We start from the raw sequence: 21596 nt of genomic DNA on the forward strand, positions 1-21596 counted from the left end.
GCAGCCGTGGACATCGACCAATTGCTCACCACGACGAGGTCCGCACGCAAGGCGCTAAATCTGGCGGCTCCGGTCGCCCTGGATGAGATCCGCGAATGCTTGCAGATCGCGTTGCACGCGCCGAACGGCTCGAACCAGCAGGCGTGGCGGTGGATGGTCGTCACCGCACCGTCGCTGCGGGCACGAATCGCCGAGATCTACCGCGACACCTACCTGAAAAAGGTAGGCGGTCAGCTGGTTTCCGGCCTGATGCCCGCAGGCACGTCGGAGGCCAAACTGATGTCCTCGACGGAGTTCCTCGTCGAGAACCTGCACCAGGTACCGGTGCTCGTGATCCCTTGTTACGAGCCAAGCTACCCGCGCACCGACGGCGACGAGTCCTTCTACCTGGCAACCCTCTACGGATCGATGTTCCCCGCTGTGTGGAACTTTCAACTCGCGCTGCATTCGCGCGGTTATGGCACGTGTATCACGACAATGCACCTCGAACACGAGCGAGAAGTCGGCGAATTGCTGGGTATTCCCGCGACCTTCGTCCAGGGCTGCCTCCTTCCCGTCGCAAGGTTGCGCACCGGACACGTATTCGCGCCAACGCCTCGTCGCAATCTGGAAGAAGTTATTGCCGTCAACGAATGGGGTTGCCAATGAATGCAGATCTGCAGGAGCGCCTAGCCCGCCTCGAGGCTCGCACCGAGATCCGGGATTGCATCGAACGTTATGCGCGAGGGATGGACCGCCGCGATCGCGAGATCCTCCGGTCTGCGTACCACGACGGGGCTGTCGACGATCACGTCGGCTTCGTCGGTGAGGTGGACGACTTCATCGATTGGGCGTTCGCTTATCACTCGACGCAGACCAGGTACCAGCACTACCTGCTCAACCACACCGCCGACATCGACGGCGACCAGGCGCACGCCGAGACGTACTACCTGTTCGTCGGCACCGACAAGGAGCCTGCGAATCACCTGACGCTGTCTGGCGGTCGATACGTGGACCGGTTGGAGCGAAGGGATGGGCGGTGGGCGATCGTCGACCGCGTCTGTGTGGTCGAGTGGAACGCCGAGTCGACGTCGTTGGTCACCGACGAGGTGATCGCGATGATGGCACCGACGATGAGGGTCGCCACCCATGACAGGTCCGATGCCTCGTACGACCGTCCGCTGGTGGCCGTGCGGCACGCGACACCGGAGTGAGCGCCGACCGTTCCGCGCTCGGTAGTATCAATTCTCAGGTCCGCACCCGCGACGACCGGCGAAGGAGGACTCAGCGATGGCCGACGCCGACGCCGTGAAGCGGAGGTCCGTCCGCGGCCGTCCCGCGAGCGAGAAGGGCCATTCCACCAAGCTCTCTGCCGTCACGGAAGAGCCAACGGTGGATGCCACCAGGCGCACCGAGATCCTGAGAACGGCCGACACTGTCATCGCCACGACGGGACTACGGAGCTCGCTGCAGCAAATCGCCGACGCCGCAGGCATCCTCGCCGGCAGCCTGTATCACCATTTCGAATCCAAGGAAGCGATCCTGGTCGAACTGATCCGGCGTTACCACATCGATCTCGACCGCGTCGGTGATCGCGCCCTCGAACGCATCGATCAGCCCGATCCCCGTCCGGCCTCCGAGCAGATCACGGAACTCGGATGCGAGATCGCTCGCTGCGCGGTGGAACATCGCGCAGCTCTTCAAATGTCGTTCTACGAGGGTCCGAGCACCGACCCGGAGCTCGTCGAATTGGCGAAACGGCCGCCGACGAAAATTCAGGCCGCGATGTTGCAGGCGTTACGCGCCGGCCGCTGGAGCGGATACATCCGAGGAGACATCGACCTCCCCACGCTGGCCGATCGCCTCTGCCAAAGCATGTTGCACGCCGGTCTCGACGTCGTTCGCCACAACGCCTCGGCCACTGAGGTGGCCAGGCTGAAAAGCCGGATCGCCCTGCAAGGACTCGCCGTCGACCCGCCCACCGACACCGATTTGGACAAGTCGAACGCGTTCGCAGTGGCGCAGCAGGTGATCGACAGCTGGGTCGACACCGAGAATGACACGGACCTGAAGGCCGCTCATGTGCGCGCGGTGGCACGGGCCGAATTCGGTCGCCGCGGCTATGAGATGACCACGATCCGCGACATCGCGGCGGCCGCGGGGTTGGGGACGGGCACTGTGTACCGGGTGATCGGTTCGAAGGACGAGCTGTTGATGTCGATCATGCTCGAATTCGGGCACAAGGTCGGCGGCGCATGGACCGACATCGTTCGTTCGGATTCGACCACAGTCGAGAAGCTGGATGCGTTGAGCTGGTTGAACGTCAACGCGCTCGACCAGTTCCCCGACGAGTTCCGAATTCAGTTGGCGTGGTTGCGGCAGACGCCTCCGGACACGTCCACCCCGGCATGGTCGTTCACCACACGAATCCGGCAGATGAAAGCACTCCTTTCCGAGGGCATGCGCGCCGGCGAGATACAGGTGGACAGTCCGACCGCCGACCTGCTCGCCCGGTGCATCATCGGCGAGCAGTGGATTCCGGAGAACATCCTTCAGGAAATCGGGACGCGGAACGCATTGATTCTCGCGCGAGACACGACCCTGCGGGGAATCGCTGTGCGCGACATGTGACCATCCCTTCTCAACCCGTGATCAGCGGCAGTCTCCCCCACCCACGGACACTGGATGTGTGCGCCATCTCCGCGTCGTCAAGGTCGATCTCCCACTCCGGCCACCGCGTCAGCATCTCTTCGAGCGCGACCCGCGCCTGCATCCGCGCCAGCGACGATCCGAGACAGAAGTGCAGTCCCTGACCGAAGGAGAGATGCGATCCGGTGCGGTGGATGTCGAAACTGTCTCCGTCGGGGTACTGCCGCTCGTCCCGGTTGGCTGAACCGTTGAGTAGCAACATGATCGAACCCTCCGCGATCGTCTGCCCGTGCACTTCGGTGTCGCGGGCGACTGTGCGGGCCTGCACCGGCGACGGCGACTCGTAGCGCAGCACTTCCTCGATCGCGCGGGGAATCAGCGAGAAATCCTCGACGAGTTCGCGTCGCTGGTCGGGGTGCTCGGCGAGTAGTTGGCCGATGAAGCCGATCAGCCGAGTGGTCGTTTCGTTGCCCGCGCCAGCGATCATGCTCGTATATGTCAGCACCTCGATGCGCGTCAGCGGTCGCAGCTCACCGTCCTCGACCACCTCCGCGTTGAGCAGTTGCGTCATCACATCGTCGGACGGATGCTCGGCACGCCATTCGATGTAGTCGGCGAACAGTTGGTACGCATTCTCGAAGGTGGCGCTCGACACCGACAGGAAACTACCGTCTTTGAGGCCGATCGACGCATCAGTGTTGTCCCGGATCTGCTGCTGTCCCTCTTCGGGGATGCCAAGCAGGTAGCCGATGGTCCGCATCGGGATGAGCGCCCCGAAGTCGGTGATCAAGTCGAATCGCGAGGCACCTGCCAGCTCATCGAGCGCGCGTACGCAGTACTGACGAGTCAGCGGCTCGATGGCCTCCATCCGGCGCGGCGTGAAAACCCTTGACAGCACACGCCGATGAAGATCATGTAGCGGTGGGTCTTCGAAAAGGATTACGCCGGGCGGCACCTCGACACCACTCATGATGATGTCCATGGTCGTGCCCTTGCCTGACCGGTAGGTATCCCAGTTGTGCAGTTCACGCGCAACATCGTTGTACCGGCTCAGCGCATAGAAGTTGTACTTCTCGTTGTGGTAGAGCGGAGCCTCGTCCCGCATCCGCCGCCAGATCGGGTACGGGTTGTCATCGATGGCGAAGTCGAACGGGTCGTAATAGAGATCGGTGGCGTTCGCGCCGGTCGTCATGTCGGCCTCCTCTTCATTCGAATGCATAGCGCGGCAGGGTGTTCGGCAAGTCGAGCGAGCTCAGCAGCCCTGCCGGCGCTTCGACCACATAGCCGTTCTCAGCGGGGATGTCACAGGCTTACCTCTCGTTCACACCAAACTCGGCACGGACTCTAACCTAAATTTTGTTCCCCTCGAATATAATAGTGATTACTATTCTAAAGCGATCCGACAGTCGCACGCGATAGCTCTCGAGGAGTCGACATGGCAAAAGGTCAGCACCGCGTCGTGGTGTGGGCGACGGGCGGCATCGGATCGATCGCCATCCGCGCGATCCACCAGCGGCCCGACCTCGACCTGGTCGGGGTGTGGGTGCACTCGCAGGAGAAGAACGGCAAGGACGCCGGCGAACTGGCCAACGGCGAGCCGATCGGTCTGCAAGCCACCACCGATGCCGACGCGCTGATCGCGCTCAACCCCGACTGTGTCGTGTACGCGGCCAGCGGTCCCGAACGCGACGCCCTCGCGGTCCCCGACTACGTCCGACTGCTGCGCGCCGGAATCAACGTCGTGACGACGAGCACCACTCGATTGGTGAACCCGAACGCCTACGAGCCGGCCGAGTGGCGCGATCAATTGACCGTCGCCGCGAAAGAAGGCCAGGCGTCGCTGTACGCGTCGGGCATCGAACCCGGATTCGCCGCCGACTACCTGCCACTGGTGCTTACCACGCAGTCGTCGCGGATCGAGAAGATCCACGCGTATGAGATCGGCCTGTACGACGACTACGGCGTGCCCGACATCATGAGCGACGCAATGGGTTTCGGTCGCCCGCTCGACTACCAACCGTGGATCGCTTTTCCCGGTGCCATCGCAGGAGAGTGGCAGGGACAGATACGGATGGTCGCCGAGGCGCTCGGTGTCGAGGTTCAAGAGGTGCGCGAGACGTTCGATCGCGCGGTGACGGATCGGACACTCGAGGTGGCGATGGGCACCGTCGAATCCGGCACCTGCGGCGCATTGCGGATGCAGGCGATCGGCGTGGTCGACGGCCGCGAAGCCATCGTCATCGAACACGTCACCCGGCTGGCGCCCGACGTCGCGCCCGACTGGCCCACGCTGCCAGGCGCGCTCGGCTACCGCGTCGTGATCACCGGCCAACCCGACATTGACTGCACCATGGCGGCCACGGTTCGCGACCGCAAGGCGGCGGGCATCGAGGGCATGACGTCTGGGGCGGGCGCGATGGTTGCCACCGCCATGCGGGTTGTCAACGCCGTGCCGTACGTCGTCGCGGCACCCGCCGGCTTACTCAGCTCGGTCGACCTGCCGTTGACGATCCCGCGGGGCGCGTTCGGCTGACTATTCGGGCAGTCGGAGCTCGGGCTTCTCGACCTCTTCGATGTTCACGTCCTTGAACGTGATGACCCGGACCTGCTTGACGAACCGGGCCGGTCGGTACATGTCCCACACCCAGGCATCGGCCAGCCTCAGCTCGAAGTAGACCTCGCCCTCGGAGTTGCGCGGCACCAACTCGACGCTGTTGGCCAGGTAGAACCGCCGCTCGGTCTCCACGACGTAGCTGAACTGACCGACGATGTCCTTGTATTCGCGGTAGAGCGAGAGCTCCATCTCGGTTTCATACTTCTCGAGATCTTCGGCACTCATCGGCTCAGCTGTCCTTCATATCGGCGACGCCATCGGCTCTTCGCGCAAGCGCTCATCGCAACTTCCAATTCTCCCCTACCCCAATTGGCTCTGCTGCTCGGGTTCGGTCTCCAGGGCGGATTCCGGCACGAGTTCACCCCCGACCGGCACCAGCCGGCGCACGTTGATGAACGAATATCGGTGCTGGCTGCAGGGCCCGAGCTGGGCCAGCGCCGCACTGTGGGCCGGGGTGCTGTAGCCCTTGTGCTCGGCGAACCCGTAGCCCGGATGTTCGGCCTCCATGTTGACCATCAACCGGTCGCGGCTGACCTTCGCAAGCACGCTGGCCGCCGCGATGCAGGCCGCGGCCGCATCGCCGCCGACGACCGGAAGCGACGGGACCGGCAGCCCCGGCACCCGAAATCCGTCCGAAAGCACATAACCAGGCCGCACCGACAGACCGGCCACCGCCCGCCGCATGCCCTCGATGTTCGCGACATGCACGCCTCGTCGATCCACCTCGACGGACGGGATGAACACCACGTGATAGGCCAGCGCGTACCGGCGGATCAGCGGAAACAGCCGCTCGCGCTCCTTCTCGTTGAGCTTTTTGGAGTCGTCGAGCGCCGAAAGGCTCTCCAGCCGGTTCGGCCCGAGGACGCATGCCGCGACCACCAGCGGACCGGCGCACGCGCCGCGGCCGACCTCGTCGACGCCCGCCACCGGACCGAGTCCGCCGCGGTACAGTGCGGACTCCAGGGTGCGCAGGCCTGAGGACTTCCGGATCACAGTTCGCGGAGGCCATGTCGCCGGCAAGAGCAGCTCCCCCTGAGCTATTGAGTCTGCGGGTTCACCGCGTGGACTCCACCCCATCGCGACGGGGGCCAGGCGATGAACCGTGCTTTTCCAATCACATTGTCTACCGGCACCGTGCCAGGCGTCGGGTCACCCGTGCAGATCAGTCCCTGCTGCGCCTCGGCGGGCGTATTACCGCAGTGCGCACGGGAATCCGCTGAGTGGGTGCGGTTGTCGCCCATCACCCAGAGCCGCCCATCGGGCACCTTCACCGGCCCGAACTCCGGACCCAGGCAGGGGTAGATCTTCGGGTCGGCCAACATCGTCGACGGGTCGAGGTACGGCTCGGTCAGCTTCTTGCCGTCCACCGTGAGCCCAGTGTCGGCGCGACACTGGACAGTCTGTCCGCCCGTCGCGATCACCCGTTTGACCAAGTCGTTCTCGTCGGGCGGCACGAAACCGATGAACGACAGCGTGTTCTGCACGAAGCGCACGGCGGTGTTCTTCGAGCGGATCGACTTGTAGCCGATGTTCCAGTTGGACGGGCCCTTGAACACGATCACGTCGCCGGGCTGCGGTGCGCCGAACCGGTAGGTGAGCTTGTCGACCATGATCCGGTCACCCGTGCAGCCCGTACAGCCGTGCAGCGTGGGCTCCATCGACTCCGACGGGATCAGATAAGGCCGCGCGACGAACGTCAACATCACGTAGTAGAGCACCACCGCGATGGTGATCAGCAGCGCAGCTTCGCGCACCGCACCGCGCTTCTTGGGTTCTTCGACCTTTTCGTCGCTGACCGGGTCGGTCGTGTCGTCGGTGACCGAATCGGAGCCTTCGGGCGTTGGGTCGGAAGACGAATCCTGAGGGTTCGTGGAGTCGGTCACCGCATCAGAGTAGCCAGCGCGGTGCTTACCGCCGGGCTCGTCGGTTGCCAAGGATCAGACCTCGTCGATGCGCGAGATCAGCGCTTCTCCTTGATCTTGGCCTTCTTGCCGCGCAGTTCGCGCAGGTAGTACAGCTTTGCGCGGCGCACGTCGCCGCGGGTGACGACGTCGATGTGGTCGATGTTGGGCGAATGCACCGGGAAGGTCCGCTCGACGCCGACGCCATAGCTTTCCTTGCGCACGGTGAAGGTCTCACGGACGCCGCCGCCCTGGCGGCGAAGGACGACACCCTTGAAAACCTGGATGCGCTCCTTGGAGCCCTCGATGACCTTGACGTGCACGTTAACGGTGTCGCCGGGGCCGAAGTCCGGGATGTCGTCGCGCAGCGACGTCTGATCGACGAAGTCCAGCGTGTTCATCGGTGACACTTCCTTGTCGTTGGCGACTGCGGGCGCCTACGTCACGATGTGACGGGTAGCCGAGCCGATCTGTTCGGGCGTTCAGGGCGTCTCGCAGCGGGCGGCCTAGGCCCGCGCGGACAACTGCTCAATTGTGCCAGACGTACTTCAATCTCTGAAATCGAGTGAAATCGCCGCCCGACGACGCGAGCCAGACCCTTCCGAAACGCGCTGGCGCTAAGCACGCGACGGCGCCAGTCAACCGCTACGCTTGAGGCCACCGACAGGGCGGTTGGCAAACCTGATCCGGGATTGGGAAACGCAAAGGGAGGACCATGCGACGGCCGTCGCCGACACTGGTGAAGGCGACCGCTGCCGTCGCCATCCTGGCGCCCTTGCTGGCCGGCTGCGAAGCCAGGGTCTACGGCGACACCGACGCGCCCGCCGCGCCCCAGCTCACCGTTATCGCCCCGATGGGCACCAGGGCCCCGCTGCCCGAATCCCCGCCCGACGAGCCCGCGGCCACGTTCGCCGGCCTTGACGCCCGGGCCAAACAGGCGACGGCCGACGCCGCGAAGGCCGGTGCCGACGTAACCATCACGGTTCTCGACCGAAACACCGGGCAAATTGTCACCAACGGCAACAACAAACCAATGCCGATCGCCTCGGTGGTCAAGTTGTTCATCGCCGACGACCTGATGCTGCAGGAGGCGAAGGGACAGACCCAGCTGTCACCCGAGGATCGCCAGTCGTTTGACGCCATGCTGCGGTCGTCGGACGACAGCGCTGCGGAGGTCTTCTGGAATCGAAGCGGCGGAAGCGCGATCGTTTCGCGAGTCACCGGGCGGTACGGCTTGGGCGCGACAACCACCCCCTACGACGGTCGCTGGTACAACACGCTGAGCACGACCGGTGACCTCGTCCGGTACTACGACAAGCTGCTCGACGGCACCGGCGGGTTGCCGCAGGAGCGGGCCAACATCATCATGTCCAACCTGGCGGCCTCCACACCGCTGGCGATCGACGGCACCATGCCCGGCGGTGTGTATCCGCAGCGGTTCGGCATCCCCGAGGGGCTGTATTCGGAGCCGGTCGCCGTCAAGCAGGGCTGGTTCTGCTGCTGGAACGGCGGTAATTGGGTGCACCTGTCGACCGGCGTGATCGGACCGGACCGCCGCTACGTCGTGGCCATCGGCTCGATGCAGACCACCGATGCGGACACCGCCCGCGCCACCATCACCCAGGCCGTCAAGACGATGTTCCCTGGCGGCCGGATCTAGCCGCGATTTGTGTGCGTTTTTTTGCGCTCAGCGCTCTGAAACGCACACAAGTCGCCTTAATTGAGCAGGTCGGGGCGGCGCTCCCGCGTGCGTTGCAGCGCTTGTTCGTGTCGCCACGACGCGATCTTCGCGTGGTCACCCGACAGCAGTACTTCGGGAACATCGAGTCCGCGCCAGCTCGGCGGCCGAGTGTAGCTCGGCCCCTCAAGCAAGCCGTTGGAATGCGAATCATCTTGGTGTGACGCAGGATTGCCGAGCACGTCGGGCAGCAGACGAACGATCGCCTCGATCATCACCAGCGTGGCTGATTCACCGCCCGGCAACACATAGTCGCCGATCGAGACTTCTTCGACGCGCATCCGGCGGGCCGCGTCGTCGACGACGCGCTGATCGATGCCTTCGTATCGCCCGCATGCGAACACCAAATGCTTCTCGCTGCTCCATCGCTGCGCGTCGGCCTGTCCGAACAGCCGGCCCGCAGGCGTAGGAACGATCAGAAGTGTTTCCTCCGAGCAGATTTCGTCGAGCGCCTCGCCCCACACCGGTGCCTTCATCACCATGCCCGGGCCGCCCCCGTACGGCGAATCGTCGACCGATTTGTGGACGTCGTGGGTCCAGCGCCGCAGGTCGTGCACCGCAAGCTCGATGATGCCAGCTTCAATCGCCTTGCCCGGCAACGACTGTCGCAGCGGGTTCAGGTAGTCCGGAAATATCGTGATGACATCGATGTGCATCAGCCCAGCTCCAGCAGGCCGTCTGGCGGGTCGATCACGATCGTCTGGTCGGCGAGCGAGACCGACGTCACGATGGCGCTGACGAACGGCACCAACACCTCGCCCTCGTCGCTGCGCACTGACAGCAATTCGCCTGCGGCGGTGTGCAATACCTCTTCGACCGAGCCGACGACAGTGCCGGTTGTCGTCACGACCTGCAGCCCCTCGAGCTGATGGTCGTAGAACTCATCGGGGTCCTCGATCGGCGGCAGGTCCTGCGAGTCGACGAGAAAAAGCGTGCCCCGCAACGCGTCAGCGGCGTTGCGGTCGGCAACGCCTTCCAGCCGCACCAGCAGTCGCCCGCCATGTTCGCGAACGGAATCGATGACGTAGCGGCTTTCCGGGCCGCCCCGAGATGGCCTGCCCCGCAGAGACGAACCGGGCGTGAACCGGATGTCCGGATCGTCGGTGCGGATCTCGACGACCACTTCGCCGGAGACGCCGTGCGCTTTGGCGACGCGCCCGACTACCAGGTCCATCGGGACACTACTGGTCGGTGTCCACCACGTCGACGCGGATGCCGCGGCCACCGATGCCTGCGACCAGCGTGCGCAGCGCGGTTGCGGTGCGACCGCCGCGGCCGATGACCTTGCCGAGGTCGTCAGGGTGCACGTGCACCTCGACGGTGCGACCGCGCCGGCTTGTCACCATGTCGACCCGGACATCGTCCGGATTGTCCACGATGCCGCGGACCAGGTGCTCCACGGCGTCAACGACGACAGAGCTCATGGCCGCGGTCAGCTCTCGGTGTTCTCGGTGGCGCCGTCGACAGTGGCGTCCGCGCCCTCAGCGGCAGGCTCGGACTCATCCTTGACCGGCGCGACTTCAGCCTCAGCGGGGGCCTCGGCGTCGGCCTTCTCGGCCTTCTTGGCGGGCGCCTTCTTCTTCTTGGGCGTGGTGGCCTCGGTGCTCGGGCCACCCTCCGCCTCGGCAAGCGCGGCGTTGAACAGGTCCAGCTTGGACGGCTTGGGCTCCTTGACCTTCAGCGTGCCCTCGGTGCCGGGCAGCCCCTTGAACTTCTGCCAGTCACCCGTGATCTTCAGCAGCTGCAACACGGGTTCGGTGGGCTGGGCGCCGACGCTGAGCCAGTACTGGGCGCGTTCCGAGTTGATCTCGATCAGGCTCGGCTCTTCCTTGGGGTGGTAGCGGCCGATGACCTCGATGGAGCGGCCGTCGCGGCGGGTGCGCGAGTCGGCGACAGCGATGCGGTACTGGGGATTGCGGATCTTGCCAAGCCGGGTGAGCTTGATCTTGACAGCCATGATGAAACGATCTCCTGTGGTTGCCACGCTGCAATTCGGCGATGCGGGCGGAATGCCCGGATCCGGTTTTGCCTTACGTGTGTGACCGCCGCACAGCCGTAGTCGTGCGCCAGACAGCCGCCCATTGTGCCAGAACAGGCGCTACCGGCGAAAATCGCGGTCAGTCGAGCTTTACAACTTCTACCCATAGTGTCACGCTTCGGCTATGGATGACGCCGCCGCGCTGATCGAGATCGAGGCGATCAAACAGTTGAAGGCCCGCTACTGCCGCTACCTCGACACCAAGGACTGGGCGGCGTGGCGTGGGATTTTCAGCGACGACTTCCTCAGCGACACCTCGCAGGCGGGCGGCAAGGTGATCCGCGGCGCCGACGATTTCGTCGCGTTCACCAGCAAGAGCCTCGGAAACCGGGCCACCGCCCATCAGGTGCACGCGCCCGAGATCGAGCTGACCTCGGCCACTACCGCCCGCGGCATCTGGGCCCTCGAGGACGTGGTCCGGCTGGCGCCAGGAGTGAACCTGCGCGGTTACGGCCACTACCACGAGAGCTACGAGAAAACCGACGGCCAGTGGCTGATCACCAGCTCCACGCTGACGCGGCTGCGCGAGGACATCTTCAACATGTTCATCTCCGTATACGTCTCTCCCCGCCTCCGGGATGTGATCGGGAAGGTCGCGCGCACAGCGATGCGTTGAACCGGGCATGCTGGAGCCATGACGTCCTTGCGCGAGCGGTTGTTGTCCGCGGTGGCCGGGCAACTCGGCCGCCCCCACGGCATCTTGAGCCCTTTTGTGGCGCGGGCGCTCAACCGGGGCAATGAGAAGGCGATCGTCGCTGCGGTGGACGCGGCGCAGGCTGCGCGCGGCGGCGTCGTGGCAGACATCGGTTTCGGGGGTGGCCTCGGACTACAACTGCTGTTGGACCGCGTGGGCAACGACGGCGTGGTGCACGGCATCGAGATTGCCGACGACATGTTGAGCAGGGCCAAAGCTAAGTTCGGCAGCGACCGCCGACTGCGGTTGGCGCGTGGCTCGCTGACCGAACTGCCGTTGGACGACGGCACGGTCGACGCGCTGATCACCGTCAACACGGTGTACTTCATCTCCGAGCTCGACGGCGCCTGCCGCGAATTCGCGCGCGTGCTGCGGCCGGGTGGGCGCGCGGTGATCGGCATCGGCGATCCGGACGTGATGGCGCGGCTGCCGTTCGCGAAGCACGGCTTCACGATCAGGCCAGTCGGCGAAATTGCTGCGGCACTGCAGAATTCGGGCTTGCAAGTGGAGCAACGACGGATTGAGGACAAGCCGATACCGCGTTACCTGCTCATGGGCACACGCGGCTGACTCACACCACCTTGTCGAAGCACTTCTCTTCAACGCGACGATTCATGCGCCAGCCCTCGGGTGTGCGCGCGAACTCGTCGACGTACCACAGCCCGCAGAACATGACCTGATTCGTGTCGCCTTCGAACACCATCGGGTTGAAGCAGAACGTCCGTGACGACGCGGTGTCGCCGGAGATGCGGACATCGAAGTTGCCCAGCATGTGTGCGTGGGTCCGGAAGATCTTCGGCAGGGTGTCCGCCAGCCACGCCTTGACGTCCGGGAAGCGGCCGTCGATGCCGCCCATGGCCCGGTAGTCGATGTAGGCGTCAGCGGTGAACACCCGGTCCAGATCGTCGAATCGTCGAGAGTCGATCGCCGTCGAGTAGTCGATCAGCAACTGCTGGATTTCGAACCGGTCGGAGATCTCTTCCAGGCTCAACATGAGTCGATTGAACACGATCAGGCGCCGCGGTTAGGCTGCAGAACCCATGGGGAGGTTCTTCGCGGTCATCACCGCATGCCTGAGTCTGATCCTGCTGTCCGTGTCGCCGCTCGCGGCCGCCGATCCGGACATCCAACCCGTCGGCAGCGTGCCGATTCCCGACGGGCCCGCTCCCGCGTGGATCATCGCCGACATGGATACCGGCCAGGTGCTGGCCGGCCGCGACATGGACGTCGCCCACCCACCCGCCAGCACGATCAAGACGCTGCTGGCGCTCACCGCACTGGACGAGCTGCCCAGCCTGGATGCGACGGTCGTCGGCACCGAGGCCGACACCCACGTCGAATGCAACTGCGCGGGTGTCAAACCGGGCCGTGTGTACACCGCGCGCCAGCTGCTTGACGCCGTGCTGCTGGCGTCCGGCAACGACGCCGCCAATGCGCTCGCCGACATGATCGGCGGCTACGACACCGCGGTCGCGAAGATGAACGCCAAGGCTGCGTCCATCGGAGCGGTGAACACGCACGCGTCGACGCCGTCGGGGCTGGACGGGCCGGGCGGCTCGGGATTCACGACTCCGCGGGATCTGGCGATCATCTTCCGCGCCGCGATGGCCAATCCGACCTTCGCCCAGATCACGTCGCAGCCGGTGGCCATGTTCCCCTCTGATACCGGCGACAAGCCGCTGGTGAACGAGGACGAACTGCTGCATCGCTACCCCGGAACCATCGGCGGCAAGACCGGTTTCACCGACGCGGCAAAGAAGACGTTCGTCGCTGCGGCCGACCGTGGCGGGCGTCGATTGGTGATCGCGATGATGTACGGACTGATCAAAGAGGGCGGCCCGACGTACTGGGATCAGGCCGCGGCGCTGCTGGACTGGGGCTTCGCCCAGGACGGCGGGGCCGGCGTCGGCACGCTTTAAGTTGCGCAATCGCAACTGATCCGAGATCTCGTCGGCTACTGCGCTGACTAGGCTCGGCGGCCGTGCGAAAGTTATTGGCCGCGTTGAGTATCACGCTGTCTGCGGCCGTGATGGTCGCGCCTCCAGTGTGGGCCGAGCCGGCCATCCAGCCAGCGGGTGCGGCGGATCTGCCCCAGGGTCCTGCGCAGGCCTGGCTGCTCGCCGATCTCGACAATGGCCGAATCCTGGCCTCCCGCAATCCATATGAGCCGCACGCGCCCGCCAGCACCATCAAGGCTTTACTCGCGATGGTGGTGCTGGACCAGCTTCCGCTCACCGCCGTGATCACCGCGACACCCGCGAACACCGATGTCGAGTGTTCATGCGTCGGGGTCAAAGAGGGCCGGTCGTACACGGTGCGTCAACTGCTGGACGGGCTGATGCTGGTGTCGGGCAACGATGCGGCCAACACCCTGGCCGAGGGACTCGGCGGCTATCAGGCTGCCGTCGCGAAGATGAACGCCAAGGCCGCAGCGCTCGGCGCACGCAACACGCACGCCTCCTCACCGTCGGGTCTGGACGGCCCAGGGATGGAGTCGGTCACGACGCCTGCCGACCTCGCGGCGATCTACCGTGCGGCGCTTCGCTATCCGGCGTTCGCCGCGATCGTGCGGCAGCCGTCCTCGCTGTTCCCCACCGACGAAGGACCCAAGAAGATCATCAACCAGAACGAACTCCTGTCGCGCTATCCGGGCACGCTGGTCGGTAAGACCGGCTACACCGACCTGGCGCAGAAAACCTTCGTCGGCGCCGCGCAACGCAATGGCCACAACCTCGTCGTCGTGCAGATGTACGGCTCGGGCGACATGTACGACCAGGCGATCGGCCTGCTGGATTGGGGCTTCGGCCAATACCGCTGAGAAACTGGTGAGGCGCTAGAAAACGCGGCCGCGCAAGATGATTCGTGCCGGGTTGGTCAGCACGTCGACGCCCGACCGCGGATCGTCGGCGTAACAGACCAGATCGGCCGATGCCCCGTGTTCCAGCCCGGGTCGCCCCAACCACTCGCGCGCGGTCCAACTGGCCGCGCCGAGCGCTTCGGTCGGGCTCATGCCGATGCCTTTGAGCGCCTCGATTTCGTCGGCGATCCGGCCGTGCGCGACCGTGCTGCCCGCATCTGTGCCGGCGAAGATCGGAATGCCCGCTTCGTGTGCGGCACCGATGCGTGGATAGCAGGTGGCGTAGAGGTCGCGCATGTGCCTGGCGTAGGCCGGGTACTTCTCGGCCGCCGCGGCGATGCCGGGGAAGTTCTCGATGTTGATCAGCGTCGGCACCAGCGCGGTGCCGTGTTCGACCATCAACTCGATGGTGTCGTCGGTGAGCCCGGTGCCGTGCTCGATGCAGTCGATGCCTGCGTTGACCAGACCCGGCAGCGCATCCTCGCTGAACACGTGCGCGGTGACTCGCGCGCCGTTGGCGTGCGCGGCGTCGATCGCCTGCTTCAGAATCTCGTCGGACCACAGCGGCGCCAGGTCGCCGGTGTCCCTGTCGATCCAGTCTCCGACCAGCTTGATCCAGCCGTCGCCCCAACGCGCCTGCTCGGCCACCGCGTCGGGCAGTTGTGACTCGTCCTCCAATTCGAGGGCGAAGCCGCGCTGATAGCGCTTGGGCTTGGCCAGATGCCGCCCCGCGCGGATGATGCGGGGCAGGTCGTCGCGGTCATCGAAGCTGCGGGTATCGGTCGGCGAGCCGGCGTCGCGCAGCAGCAACGCACCCGCGTCGCGCTCGGTCTCGGCCTGCGCGATCGCTTCCTCTATTTCCACGACGCCGTGCTGGCCGAGCCCGACATGGCAATGCGCGTCGACGAGGCCGGGCACGATCCAGCCGCCATACCCATCAGCACCGAACACGGTTTCCGCATCGGCCACCGGTTCGGCGCTCAGCACCCCGTTCAGAATCCACCATTCGATCGGCTCGCCGTCCGGCAAGCCACGGCCGCGGACGTGAAGCGCGGGGTGAGCGACCACTAGTTCTTGGGGAACTTCAGCTTTGACAAGTCGATGTCCGCGAGGCCGGGCGGCAGCTCGTCGAGGCCCTTCGGCATGTTGGACAGGTCGGGGAATCCGGCTGGCAACCCACCCGCGGCGAGCGGATTGCGCACCTTCGGCGGTGTCGGTCCCCTACCCTTCTTCTTGCCGGCCTGCTTGTTCTTGCCCTTTCCGCCCTTGCGCGCAGAACCCTTGCGGCCGAACGGCATTCCCATCTGGCCGGCCATCTGCGACATCATCTTCCTGGCTTCGAAGAAGCGGTCGACAAGCTGGTTGACCTCCGAAACCGTGACGCCGGAGCCGTTGGCGATGCGCTGCCGCCGCGAGGCGTTGATGATCTTCGGGTCGGCCCGCTCTGCGGGCGTCATACCGCGGATGATCGCCTGCACCCGGTCGAGCTGGCTGTCGTCGACGGCGGCCAGCGCATCTTTCATCTGACCCGCGCCGGGCAGCATGCCGAGCAGGTTGCCGATCGGGCCCATCTTGCGGATGGCCAGCATCTGCTCGAGGAAGTCCTCGAGCGTCAGCTCGCCGGAGCCGATCTTGGCGGCGGCCTCCTCGGCCTTCTGTGCGTCGAAATGCTGTTCGGCCTGCTCGATGAGCGTGAGCACATCGCCCATGCCAAGGATCCGGCTGGCCATGCGGTCGGGGTGGAAGACGTCGAAGTCCTCGAGCTTCTCGCCCGCGGACGCGAACAGGATCGGCACCCCGGTGATCTCGCGGACCGACAGCGCGGCGCCACCGCGGGCGTCGCCGTCGAGCTTGGTCAGCACCACGCCGGTGAACCCGACGCCCTCACGGAACGCTTCGGCCGTGGTCACGGCGTCCTGGCCGATCATGGCGTCGAGCACGAAGATGACTTCGTCGGGGTTGACGGCCTCGCGGATCGCCGCCGCCTGGCCCATCAGCTCATCGTCGATGCCGAGCCGGCCGGCGGTGTCGACGATAACCACGTCGTAGTGCTTGGCTTTGGCCTCGGCCAGGCCCGCTGCGGCGACCGCGACCGGATCGCCGTTGCCCGCCTGCTCCGAACCTTCGGTCGACACGCCAGGGTGCGGCGCGAACACAGCCACGCCCGCGCGCTCACCGACAATCTGCAGCTGGTTGACGGCGCCTGGCCGCTGCAGGTCGCATGCGACCAGAAGCGGCGTATGTCCTTGGTCGCGAAGCCATTTCGCGAGCTTGCCTGCCAGCGTCGTCTTACCGGAGCCTTGCAGACCGGCGAGCATGATCACGGTCGGCGGGGTCTTGGCGAACGCCAGCCTGCGGGTTTCCCCGCCGAGGATCGCGATCAGTTCGTCGTTGACGATCTTGACGACCTGCTGGGCAGGGTTCAGCGCACCGGAGACCTCGGCGCCCTTGGCGCGGTCCTTGATGCGGGCGACGAACGAGCGCACCACGGGCAGCGAGACGTCGGCTTCGAGCAGCGCCAGCCGGATCTCCCGGGTGGTGGCGTCGATGTCGGCGTCAGTCAGCCGCCCCTTGCCGCGGAGTCCCTGCAGGGCACCGGTCAACCGGTCGGACAGCGATTCAAACACGCCGACCAGCCTAGCTGGCTTCAGATACCGGTTTCGCGGGCGCTGGCGCAGGCAGCACGGCGTACAGATCGCGCTCCAGCGCGTCACGCACCGAGCGATCCCCCGTCGCGAGCGTCGGCACCAGAATCCCGAACACGTCGACCACCGACGATCCCAGCGTGGTGACCTTCGCCCACGCGATGTCCACACCATCACGTTCGAATACCACCGTCAGCCTGGCCAGCAGGCCGGGGCGGTCGGTCGCCCGGATCTGGACGACCAGCTCGCCTGGCTCGGTGCCGTCGGTCCACAGGATCTTCGGCGGCGCAGGCACGTGGTTGATCGGCACCGCGTCGGGCACCTCACCCGCTCGCCTGCTGCCGTGCTGGGCGGCGTCGCCGTCGCGCTTGTCCAATGACGACATCACATCGAGTTCGCCCTCCAACGCGAGGATGAACTGCTGCCGCAACAGCTCCGCCGCGGGCGGCGAACCGAAGTGCGGTGACACGACGAACGTGTTGATCGCCGAACCCTGATGGCCGTTCACCGAAGCCGAATGCACCCGAAGCGAATTGAGCGCCAGCACACCGGCGGCCTTTGACAGCAGGCCGCGCCGGTCGGGGGCGATCATCGTCACGTTGTAGATGTGCGGGCTGTCCCCTGGCGTCATGTCGACGTGCACGCCGACGTCAGACGCCAACGAAAGGTAGTGCGGGTCAACGGGATCAGGCTTGGGTAGTGACTCACCTGCCATCACCAGCCGGCAGCGGCGGACCAGATCGCCTATCAAAGACGACTTCCAGTCGCCCCACACGCCGGGGCCGGTGGCTAGTGAATCCGCCTCAGCCAGTACCTGCAGCAGCTCAAGCAGAACCGGGTCGCCGTCGAGCGCGTCGACCACCATCGCGATGACCTTCGGGTCCTGCAGGTCGCGTCGCGTGGCGGTGTGCGGCAGTAGCAGGTGGTGGCGCACCACCTTCGACAGCAGCTCGACGTCCGACGGCCACAGTCCCAGCCGGGTGCCGATCTGCGTGGCCAACTCGGCACCGATCACGCTGTGGTCTCCTCCGCGCCCCTTGCCGATGTCATGACAGAGCGCGCCGAGCACAAGCAGGTCGGGCCGCGATACGCGGGTGGTGAATGCGCTTGCCCGCGAGACGGTTTCGACGAGGTGGCGGTCGACGGTCCAGATGTGCACCACGTCGCGCGGCGGAAGGTCGCGCACCGCACCCCACTCGGGAAACAGCCTGCCCCACAATCCGGTGCGGTCGAGCGCCTCGATGGTGGCCACCGCCGCCGGCCCGGCGGCCAGCATCACCAGCAGGTCCTTGAGCGCCTGACGTGGCCACGGCGTGCGCAGTTCGGGAGCGGACTCGGTGAGGCGGGCGAGCGTCGACGCCGCGATGGGCAATCCGGTGGTGGCCGAGGCGGCCGCGACCCGCAGGATCAGCCCTGGGTCGCGTTCGGGACGCGCGTCGCGCGCCAGAATCACTTCGCCGTTGAACTCGATGACGCCCTCGTCGAGCGGCCTGCGGGCGGGACGCTTGAAGGCCGCCAAGCCGCGGCGGGGCAACGCATTTGCGGCAGTGCGCAGTCCGGCGTCGACGTAGTAACTGACGGTGCGCGCGGCGTCAGAAAGCGTACGCGCCAAGTCGAATCGGTCGCCGATGTGCAATGCGGCGCCGATCTCGTCGGCGTGCTGGGCCAGCAGCAGTTCCCTTCCTCGTCCGGACACGCGGTGCAGTTCGGTGCGGACGTTGAGCAACGCAAGATGCGCCTCGCCAAGAGTGCCGATCGGCGAGGCGAGCGATCGGCTGGGATAGACGTCGGCGAGTTGAGCGATCGCAAGTGCATTGAGCAACTGCACATCGCGCAGCCCGCCGCGACCGCATTTCAGATCGGGTTCGGCCCGGTGGGCGATTTGACCGCTGCGGTCCCACCGCTGCTGGGTGTGCGCGACGAGTTCGTCGAACCGCGAGGCGATTCCGGTGCGCCACTGTCGTCGTGCTCCGCTGATCAACAACGACGACAGATCGGAGTCGCCCGCAATGTGTCGCGCTTCGAGCATCGCCAAGCCCGCCGAGATATCCTCACCGGCGACCTTCAGGGCCTCGGGCACGGTGCGAACGCTGTGATCGATGCGAATGTTGGCGTCCCAGAACGGATACCATAGCAATTCGGCGACTTGGGCGACGACGTCGCGGGGCATGTTGTCGTGCAGCAGGGTCAGGTCGAGGTCCGAGTACGGCAGCAACTCGCCCCGGCCAAGGCCGCCGGTGGCGACGATGGCGAATCCACTGGTGGCGGTGACGCCGATCTCGGTGGCCTTGGTGGTGAGCCAGAAATCATGCAAGTCGAGCAGTGCATCGCGAAGCGCGGCCGAATCCAATTGCCGCGCACCACCCGCGAGCAGCTTTTCGCAAGCGGCCACCAAATCCGTTGCGGGACGCGGAGACGAGCCCGCCGCCGGAGCTTCCCATCGGGAAGCGCCGGCGGCGGCCTTCTGTTCCTCGCGCAAGCGCTCGTCAGCGGAATCTGGTGTCTGCTCTGTCATTTCGAGTCCTCCCCCGGCCTTTACCTGTAGACGCTCACGGTGCACGCCGGGAGACGACGTCGCATTTCAGATGCGGCTCAGAGGGCGTCGGCCCCCCGCTCTCCGGTGCGTACCCGGACCACGGTGTCGACGGGGCTGACCCACACCTTGCCGTCGCCGATCTTTCCGGTACGAGCAGCCTGGACAATGACATCCACCACCTTGTCGACGGCGGAGTCATCGACCACAACCTCTACCCGGACCTTCGGCACGAAGTCGACCGAATACTCAGCGCCGCGGTACACCTCGGTGTGACCCTTCTGGCGGCCGTAGCCCTGCACCTCGCTGACGGTCATGCCGAGAATACCCGTCTGTTCGAGGCCGGTCTTGACGTCCTCGAGCGTGAACGGCTTGACGATCGCAGTAATCAGCTTCATATTCCCTTATCCCTCCGCGCCGGAACGCGCCAGCACTGAGCTACCACCCACTGGCACGAAATCGTAACCAGTCTCGGCGTGTTCGGCTTCGTCAATGCCGCTGACCTCATCCTCTTCACCCAGGCGCAAGCCAATCGTGTACTTCAGGATCAACGCCAAGATAGTCGTAACAATGAACGAGTATGCGAGAACCGCGAACGCACCGACCGCCTGACGCCACAGTTGATCCAATGAGTGGTCGCCGTAGAACAGGCCGGCGACTTTGGCGGGTGCCTCCGGGGTGGCGAGGAAACCGATCAGCAATGTGCCCGTGAGACCACCGATCATGTGCACCCCGACCACGTCGAGGGCGTCGTCGTAGCCGAACTTGAACTTCAGCCCGGTGGCCAGCGCGCAGATCGCGCCGCCCAGGAGACCGACGATCAGCGCGCCCAGGACGTTGACCGACGAGCAGGACGGTGTGATCGCAACGAGGCCCGCGACGATGCCGGACGCGGCACCCAGCGAGGTCGCCTTCCCATCGCGGATTCTCTCGACGAGCAGCCAGGCGAGCATCGCGGTACCGGTGGCCACGGTGGTGGTGACGAACGTCGACGCGGCGATACCGCCGGAACTGAGCGCCGATCCGGCGTTGAAGCCGTACCAACCGAACCACAGCAGGCCGGCTCCGAGCATCACGAACGGCAGGTTGTGCGGCCGCATCGGCGTTCCCGGCCAGCCCTTGCGCTTGCCGAGAACGAGGGCCAATGCCAAGCCGGCGGCACCCGAGTTGATATGCACCGCGGTACCACCCGCGAAGTCGATTGCCTTGAGCTTGTTGGCAATCCAGCCACCGGTCTCACCGGTGAAGCCGTCGAACGCGAACACCCAGTGTGCGACCGGGAAGTAGACGAACGTCGCCCACAGGCCCGCGAAGACCAGCCAGGAGCCGAACTTCAGGCGGTCGGCTACCGCACCCGAAACCAGGGCAACCGTGATGATCGCGAACATCAGCTGGAACATCACGAAGACAAGCTGCGGGATGGTGCCCGCCAGCGGGATGTGCACCGCATCGACAGCGGCAGTCCCGGTGGCGGGGTCCGCAGCAACCGCGGCGGTCGCGTTACCGGCGATCAGCCCCTTCAGTCCGAAGTACTGCGTCGGATCGCCGACGAAGTCGAATTTGTCGTTGCCGAAGGACAGCGAGTAGCCGTACAGCACCCACAACACGGTCACGACGCCCATGGCGCTGATGCTCATCATCAGCATGTTGAGCACGCCCTTGGCGCGAACCATGCCGCCATAGAAGAACGCCAGACCTGGCGTCATCAGCAAGACAAGCGCTGAGCTTGCCAGCATCCATGCCGTATCCCCGGTGTCGGGGATGCCCATTATTGGAAAGCCATCCACTCGCAGTTTCCTCCTTCAACATGCCACGGCCGCAGCTTTTTACGTCCGTTGACCTGTTGCAAGACAATGCTGAGTGGTTGTTTCGTCTAAGACGCTGCGGTGTTTCGCTCGTGTGAACGGATACGCAGACGACGTTTCGACGGTGTTACATCACGCGTTTC

Annotated in this window: 24 protein-coding genes; 9 read left to right on the forward strand and 15 right to left on the reverse strand. The window is 65.4% G+C overall.

What is annotated here, in order from left to right:
• The first annotated feature begins 6 nt into the window (after positions 1 to 6).
• The 3 genes from GGC64_RS04335 (at position 7) to GGC64_RS04345 (ending at position 2610) form a co-directional block, all read left to right on the forward strand.
• Positions 7 to 648: a nitroreductase family protein gene (locus tag GGC64_RS04335; protein ID WP_192721207.1), complete on the forward strand. Its 642-nt coding sequence runs from the start codon at positions 7 to 9 to the stop codon at positions 646 to 648.
• Entirely contained in the window at positions 645 to 1193 is a 549-nt protein-coding gene (locus GGC64_RS04340) for a nuclear transport factor 2 family protein (protein ID WP_192721208.1), read from the forward strand. The genes GGC64_RS04335 and GGC64_RS04340 overlap by 4 nt, the downstream gene beginning before the upstream one ends.
• A gap of 76 nt (positions 1194 to 1269) precedes the next feature.
• Positions 1270 to 2610, forward strand: coding sequence for a TetR/AcrR family transcriptional regulator (locus GGC64_RS04345; protein WP_225951162.1), 1341 nt, complete (start codon positions 1270 to 1272; stop codon positions 2608 to 2610).
• Between the two features lie 10 nt (positions 2611 to 2620).
• Here GGC64_RS04345 and GGC64_RS04350 read toward each other — a convergent pair whose 3' ends face one another.
• Complete coding sequence (locus GGC64_RS04350; protein WP_192721209.1) at positions 2621 to 3820, reverse strand: cytochrome P450; 1200 nt, start codon at positions 3818 to 3820, stop codon at positions 2621 to 2623.
• Positions 3821 to 4063: 243 nt separating this feature from the next.
• Between GGC64_RS04350 and GGC64_RS04355 the strand changes: the two genes are divergently transcribed.
• Entirely contained in the window at positions 4064 to 5161 is a 1098-nt protein-coding gene (locus tag GGC64_RS04355) for a dihydrodipicolinate reductase (protein ID WP_192721210.1), read from the forward strand.
• On the opposite strand, the gene GGC64_RS04360 is transcribed toward GGC64_RS04355, so the two are convergent.
• The 4 genes from GGC64_RS04360 to rplS all read right to left on the reverse strand — a co-directional run bounded on the left by GGC64_RS04360 (position 5162) and on the right by rplS (position 7544).
• Complete coding sequence (locus GGC64_RS04360; protein WP_015306240.1) at positions 5162 to 5467, reverse strand: DUF2469 domain-containing protein; 306 nt, start codon at positions 5465 to 5467, stop codon at positions 5162 to 5164. It lies immediately after the preceding gene.
• A gap of 75 nt (positions 5468 to 5542) precedes the next feature.
• Positions 5543 to 6262: a ribonuclease HII gene (locus GGC64_RS04365; RefSeq protein WP_192721211.1), complete on the reverse strand. Its 720-nt coding sequence runs from the start codon at positions 6260 to 6262 to the stop codon at positions 5543 to 5545.
• Between the two features lie 17 nt (positions 6263 to 6279).
• On the reverse strand, positions 6280 to 7125 hold the full coding sequence (gene lepB, locus GGC64_RS04370) for a signal peptidase I (RefSeq protein ID WP_370581975.1): 846 nt from the start codon (positions 7123 to 7125) through the stop codon (positions 6280 to 6282).
• Positions 7126 to 7202: 77 nt separating this feature from the next.
• Positions 7203 to 7544: a 50S ribosomal protein L19 gene (gene rplS, locus GGC64_RS04375; protein WP_064351209.1), complete on the reverse strand. Its 342-nt coding sequence runs from the start codon at positions 7542 to 7544 to the stop codon at positions 7203 to 7205.
• Between the two features lie 314 nt (positions 7545 to 7858).
• Here rplS and GGC64_RS04380 point away from each other — a divergent pair, with 314 nt between their 5' ends.
• A complete protein-coding gene (locus GGC64_RS04380) occupies positions 7859 to 8803 on the forward strand; it encodes a hypothetical protein (RefSeq protein WP_192721213.1) in 945 nt (314 codons plus the stop codon).
• Positions 8804 to 8859: 56 nt separating this feature from the next.
• On the opposite strand, the gene trmD is transcribed toward GGC64_RS04380, so the two are convergent.
• From trmD to rpsP, 4 genes are read right to left on the reverse strand one after another with little or no spacing between them, the layout of a single operon-like run.
• Positions 8860 to 9537 (reverse strand): tRNA (guanosine(37)-N1)-methyltransferase TrmD, encoded by a 678-nt coding sequence (gene trmD / locus GGC64_RS04385; RefSeq protein ID WP_192721214.1) that lies wholly within the window; start codon positions 9535 to 9537, stop codon positions 8860 to 8862.
• Positions 9537 to 10055 (reverse strand): ribosome maturation factor RimM, encoded by a 519-nt coding sequence (gene rimM / locus GGC64_RS04390; RefSeq protein WP_192721215.1) that lies wholly within the window; start codon positions 10053 to 10055, stop codon positions 9537 to 9539. Before rimM ends, trmD begins: the two co-directional genes overlap by 1 nt.
• A gap of 7 nt (positions 10056 to 10062) precedes the next feature.
• Entirely contained in the window at positions 10063 to 10305 is a 243-nt protein-coding gene (locus tag GGC64_RS04395; protein ID WP_003881089.1) for an RNA-binding protein, read from the reverse strand.
• Positions 10306 to 10313: 8 nt separating this feature from the next.
• Positions 10314 to 10838, reverse strand: coding sequence for a 30S ribosomal protein S16 (gene rpsP, locus GGC64_RS04400; protein ID WP_192721216.1), 525 nt, complete (start codon positions 10836 to 10838; stop codon positions 10314 to 10316).
• Positions 10839 to 11043: 205 nt separating this feature from the next.
• Between rpsP and GGC64_RS04405 the strand changes: the two genes are divergently transcribed.
• Together GGC64_RS04405 and GGC64_RS04410 are read left to right on the forward strand one after the other, a co-directional pair.
• Positions 11044 to 11535: a nuclear transport factor 2 family protein gene (locus GGC64_RS04405; protein WP_192721217.1), complete on the forward strand. Its 492-nt coding sequence runs from the start codon at positions 11044 to 11046 to the stop codon at positions 11533 to 11535.
• A gap of 18 nt (positions 11536 to 11553) precedes the next feature.
• A complete protein-coding gene (locus GGC64_RS04410; RefSeq protein ID WP_192721218.1) occupies positions 11554 to 12183 on the forward strand; it encodes a class I SAM-dependent methyltransferase in 630 nt (209 codons plus the stop codon).
• Between the two features lies 1 nt (position 12184).
• On the opposite strand, the gene GGC64_RS04415 is transcribed toward GGC64_RS04410, so the two are convergent.
• Positions 12185 to 12607, reverse strand: coding sequence for a nuclear transport factor 2 family protein (locus GGC64_RS04415; protein ID WP_192721219.1), 423 nt, complete (start codon positions 12605 to 12607; stop codon positions 12185 to 12187).
• Positions 12608 to 12653: 46 nt separating this feature from the next.
• On the opposite strand from GGC64_RS04415, the gene GGC64_RS04420 reads away from it, so the two are divergent.
• Together GGC64_RS04420 and GGC64_RS04425 are read left to right on the forward strand one after the other, a co-directional pair.
• The gene (locus GGC64_RS04420; protein WP_192721220.1) at positions 12654 to 13532 is read left to right on the forward strand and encodes a D-alanyl-D-alanine carboxypeptidase family protein; all 879 of its coding nucleotides are present in this window, start codon (positions 12654 to 12656) and stop codon (positions 13530 to 13532) included.
• Positions 13533 to 13594: 62 nt separating this feature from the next.
• Positions 13595 to 14431: a D-alanyl-D-alanine carboxypeptidase family protein gene (locus tag GGC64_RS04425; protein ID WP_192721221.1), complete on the forward strand. Its 837-nt coding sequence runs from the start codon at positions 13595 to 13597 to the stop codon at positions 14429 to 14431.
• Positions 14432 to 14446: 15 nt separating this feature from the next.
• On the opposite strand, the gene GGC64_RS04430 is transcribed toward GGC64_RS04425, so the two are convergent.
• From GGC64_RS04430 to GGC64_RS04450, 5 genes are all read right to left on the reverse strand, one after another.
• Positions 14447 to 15538, reverse strand: a complete 1092-nt coding sequence (locus tag GGC64_RS04430) for an amidohydrolase family protein (RefSeq protein WP_192721222.1) — start codon at positions 15536 to 15538, stop codon at positions 14447 to 14449.
• Positions 15538 to 17097 (reverse strand): signal recognition particle protein, encoded by a 1560-nt coding sequence (ffh, locus tag GGC64_RS04435; RefSeq protein WP_192721223.1) that lies wholly within the window; start codon positions 17095 to 17097, stop codon positions 15538 to 15540. Before ffh ends, GGC64_RS04430 begins: the two co-directional genes overlap by 1 nt.
• 10 nt (positions 17098 to 17107) lie before the next feature.
• Positions 17108 to 19630, reverse strand: coding sequence for a [protein-PII] uridylyltransferase (locus GGC64_RS04440; protein WP_192721224.1), 2523 nt, complete (start codon positions 19628 to 19630; stop codon positions 17108 to 17110).
• A 77-nt stretch (positions 19631 to 19707) separates the two neighbouring features.
• Positions 19708 to 20046, reverse strand: a complete 339-nt coding sequence (locus GGC64_RS04445; RefSeq protein ID WP_003881099.1) for a P-II family nitrogen regulator — start codon at positions 20044 to 20046, stop codon at positions 19708 to 19710.
• Positions 20047 to 20052: 6 nt separating this feature from the next.
• A complete protein-coding gene (locus GGC64_RS04450) occupies positions 20053 to 21435 on the reverse strand; it encodes an ammonium transporter (RefSeq protein ID WP_192721225.1) in 1383 nt (460 codons plus the stop codon).
• Between the last annotated feature and the right edge of the window lie 161 nt (positions 21436 to 21596).

It is taken from the genome of Mycobacterium sp. OAS707, assembly GCF_014873705.1.
Lineage (GTDB): Bacteria > Actinomycetota > Actinomycetes > Mycobacteriales > Mycobacteriaceae > Mycobacterium.